This window comes from Candidatus Binatia bacterium (genome assembly GCA_036382395.1).
Taxonomy (GTDB): Bacteria; Desulfobacterota; Binatia; order HRBIN30; family HRBIN30; genus JAGDMS01.
The window spans coordinates 1-3586 of sequence record DASVHW010000245.1; the positions used below are offsets into that span (position 1 = coordinate 1).

Here is a 3586-nt window from a genome sequence, read left to right on the forward strand (position 1 = left end):
TACAGCCTCCTTGAATGGCTCAACGGCGCCGACTCGATCCTTGAATCCAATGACTGTGCCTTCGAGGGACCGCGCACGAACAGTACTCTTCAATTTCCGAAGGCTCTTGAAGTCACGGGAAGGCTCATGATCCTATGGCGGGAGCTTCCGCTCAATCTCTCCCGAGCTAACACGGAGTGGCTCAAGGGGGGCATTCATCATTACCTTACGCAGATAGCCCCCGCGCTTGATTATGGGGTGGTCGGTACCACCGTCTTTCACGTCAAGTACGTTACTCTACCTCTTCCCGACGAGCAGCAATTGGGCTTTCAGCTCATGCTCTCGTTCTGGTCGTGGGGTGACACCGAAGAGGAGGTCATGGGCAATCTGGATCGCACTGTCCAGAACATCCGGGAGGCCCTTCGCGCGGTCGTGCGGGAGGCCAAGGACTCCATCAGCAGTCATGCACCTGGCGCCTAATCCCTCGTTGCAGCGGACTCGCTGCGCTCGCCGCTGAACTCGATATCGCGCCCCGGGCGCGTATTGACGACGTACGTACAGTATGCAATGGGGAAATATGGATGCTGAATTCTGGCTCAACGGCATCTGCTTCAAATGGGATCGCAAGAAGGCAACGTCGAATCTCCGAGATCACCACATTGCGTTCGAATTGGCCTGTGAGGTCTTCTTCGATCCCTTCATTCGTTGGCTGAGTTCCGAGATGGTTGACCGCGAGGAGCGCGAGACGGTGGTAGGCCTGACAACGGGCTGGAGCCTGGTTGTGGTTGCGCACGTCGAACGGGGAGAGTTTATTCGCATCATTTCGGCGCGTCCAGCCAGTGCTCAGGAGAGGAAGACCTATGAAGATCAGTGATCTGCGCAAGCGGCTTCGTAGAGACCGACCGATGGCAAGTGTTACGCTCCGGATGCCACAGGACGTTATCGACGACCTCAAACGGGTGGCGCCTCTATTGGGGTTCTCCGGTTATCAGCCACTGATCCGCGGGTACGTCGGACAAGGGCTGCGTCGCGATTTGGAGCGCATCGAGGGACCACCAGACGTCGCTCGTATAGTAAGGAGTTTGCGGCGGCACGGAGTGGCAGAAACAGTAATCAAGTCCGCTGTCCAAGAGTCACAGTCGGACCTAACTCAGCGCTCCACCCGACGGCGGGCAGGAGGCCATTCGGGGTGATTGCGGGGTCCCAGTTTGCCCGCCGCGGGTGAGCTTGGCCGTTCAGCGCATCAATTCGCCGGCGTTCACCAGCAGGCTCTGGCCGGTGATCATGCGGGCGCGGTCGGAGCAGAAGAAGATCACCGCGTCGGCCACCGCTTCGTCGGGCGGGATCTCCCCGAGCGGCATGTTGGCGGTGATGCCGCGGACGATCTCGTCCTCGGGAACGCCGCGCTCCTGCGCCTGCCACTTCACGAAGATCTCCACCGGCGGCCCCCACATCCACGTCGGCACCACCATGTTCACACGGATCTTGTCGGGCCCCAGCTCCTTCGCCATGTAGTACATCGCCGACAGTAGCGCGCCTTTGGAGGCTCCGTACGCCATCTGCGGCAACTGCGGTTTGTACATCGCCTGCGTGCCGATGAGCACCACCGAGCCGCCACCGCGAGCCCGGAGATGCGGCGCGGCGGCTTCGACCACCTGGACGGAACCGATGACATTGGTGTTGAACGACTTGCTCCACTCGTCGTTGGACGTGCTTTCCAAGGTGCTGGAGATCAGCTCGAAGGCGGCTACCTGGACAACCGCATCCACTCCGCCGAAGCGATCGACCGCCGTCTTCATCAAGGCGCCGCACTGCTTGGGATCCGTGATGTTGGTGCGACAACAGGCGACTCGCTTGCCCGAAGGGTCCAGCTCGGAGGCGATGTCCCGGAGCTTGTCTTCGGTTCGCGCCCCCATGACCACGCTGGCGCCATCCCGCAAAGCAGCAGCAGCAATCTCTTTCCCCAAGCCCAGGCCGACGCCTGAGATGACTACGGTCTTGTTCTTCAGCAGCATCCCTGCAACCTCCAATCCACGAGAAACGAAACGTCGTTGCCGGTCTTCAGCGCATGACGTGCCGCGCCGTGAAGATCGGCAAATCGAGTGTCGACAGCAGTCCAGGCTTCGCGGCGCAAACGGCGGGAATGGCGTTCAGCACGCGCATGCCGCTGGCACACAGGCCACCGGTGTTGTGGTCGCCATCAGCACCCCTGAGGTGAAAATCACAGTTCAGGGACGGCGAGCCCTCGATGATGACGCGGTACGAACCGCTCCCGGTGCCCTGCGGCCAGTGCGGCGCCACCTCGTCGTGCATGCGCGTGACGTGCTCGACGACGATTTTCGGACGGCCTTTCACGATGCCCTGCACTTCGAAGCGCAGACCGGCGGCGGTGCCGGCTTTGACGGTGCCGAGCGCGACCTCGAACGTCTTCTCGGCGGGCACACGCTCATAGACTTCACGCACCTCATCGAGCTGCACATCGAGCGCGTCGGCCATCATATCCACCACGCAGCCCCAGGCGAATTTGAGGTTGCCGCGCTGCAACAGCAGCGGCGTCTGATCGAGTGGCTGCCCGAAGCCCATGATGTCGAAGAGCGTCGTGGCGTTGTAGTAGGTGGAGTAGTTCAGGATCTCCAGGATGCGGACCGACTCGACACGCTCGCAGACGCCCATGAGAACGAGCGGGATGAGATCGTTGGCGAACCCCGGATCGATGGCGGAAGTGAAGCACGACGTGCCGCCGGCCTTGCAGGCCTGCTCCAACGGTTCGACCAGCACGCGCGGCGCCGTCTTCGGATAGGTGAGGAAGGGGACCGACGTCGACACCACGTTTTTCCCCGACCGCAGGCAGCGCGCCATGTCGTCGATCGCGTCGGCCGGCCGCAGGTCGGCGTTGGCCATGTACGAGACGCAGTCGGCCTTCATCTTGATGATCTCGTCGACATCGTTGGTGGCGACGACGCCGATCTTTCCCAGGCCGGCAAGTTCGCCGGCATCTTTGCCCACCTTGTCCGGACTGTGGACCCACAGCCCAACCAGCTCGTAGTCGGGATGCTCGATCAAAGCCCGCAGGGCGTGCTTACCGACGTTGCCCGTTGCCCACTGGATGACTTTGTACGGCATTAGGACACCTCCGTCCGTGCGTTCCTACATGACGCGAGGGGGCTGCGCCAGACTCGGGCGGCTGGGCCGAAAATCACCCGTGCGGTTCGGGCGAGGCGAAGCGGGACTTGTCTGTCGCCTTCATGTACGCTTCGTCGGCAGTGATCTTGTGCTCGTTGAGAAATTTCCGAATGGCATCATCCATCAGCTGCATCCCCTGGCCGCGGCCACCCTGGATGATGTTGCGAATGTTCGGCGTCTTCCCCTCACGGATGGAGTTCGCCAACGCGGAGTTTGACAACAGGATCTCGTTGCAGGCGACGCGAGCATTGCCATCGGCGGTGCGCAGCAGAATTTGCGCGCCCACGCCCTTGAGACAATCCGCCAGCATGGTGCGAATCTGCGCCTGCTGTGCCGCCGGAAAGGCATCGATGATCCGGTCCACCGTCTTGACGGCGGAATTGGTGTGTAAGGTCCCGAACACCAAGGAGCCTGTCGTTGCGGC

5 protein-coding genes are annotated in these 3586 nt (G+C 61.7%); 2 read left to right on the plus strand and 3 right to left on the minus strand.

The window, feature by feature from the left end:
- Both VF515_11485 and VF515_11490 read left to right on the plus strand, forming a co-directional pair.
- Positions 1-459, plus strand: a 459-nt coding sequence (locus tag VF515_11485) for a hypothetical protein (protein ID HEX7408255.1), incomplete at its 5' end; no start/stop codon positions are given.
- A gap of 97 nt (positions 460-556) precedes the next feature.
- Positions 557-853, plus strand: coding sequence for a BrnT family toxin (locus VF515_11490; GenBank protein ID HEX7408256.1), 297 nt, complete (start codon positions 557-559; stop codon positions 851-853).
- Between the two features lie 361 nt (positions 854-1214).
- Here the strand turns inward: VF515_11490 and VF515_11495 are convergent, their stop codons facing one another.
- The 3 genes from VF515_11495 to VF515_11505 form a co-directional block, all read right to left on the minus strand.
- Positions 1215-1994 (minus strand): SDR family oxidoreductase, encoded by a 780-nt coding sequence (locus VF515_11495; protein HEX7408257.1) that lies wholly within the window; start codon positions 1992-1994, stop codon positions 1215-1217.
- Between the two features lie 46 nt (positions 1995-2040).
- Positions 2041-3102: a diacylglycerol kinase gene (locus VF515_11500; protein ID HEX7408258.1), complete on the minus strand. Its 1062-nt coding sequence runs from the start codon at positions 3100-3102 to the stop codon at positions 2041-2043.
- Positions 3103-3175: 73 nt separating this feature from the next.
- On the minus strand, positions 3176-3586 hold a 411-nt coding region (locus VF515_11505; protein HEX7408259.1), incomplete at its 5' end, for a type IV pili twitching motility protein PilT.

What these genes read in the sequence shown, in the direction of transcription:
- VF515_11490 (HEX7408256.1), top strand. Translation starts at nt 557, where the DNA reads ATGGATGCTGAATTCTGGCTCAACGGCATCTGCTTCAAATGGGATCGC.
- VF515_11495 (HEX7408257.1), bottom strand. Translation starts at nt 1,994, where the DNA reads ATGCTGCTGAAGAACAAGACCGTAGTCATCTCAGGCGTCGGCCTGGGC.
- VF515_11500 (HEX7408258.1), bottom strand. Translation starts at nt 3,102, where the DNA reads ATGCCGTACAAAGTCATCCAGTGGGCAACGGGCAACGTCGGTAAGCAC.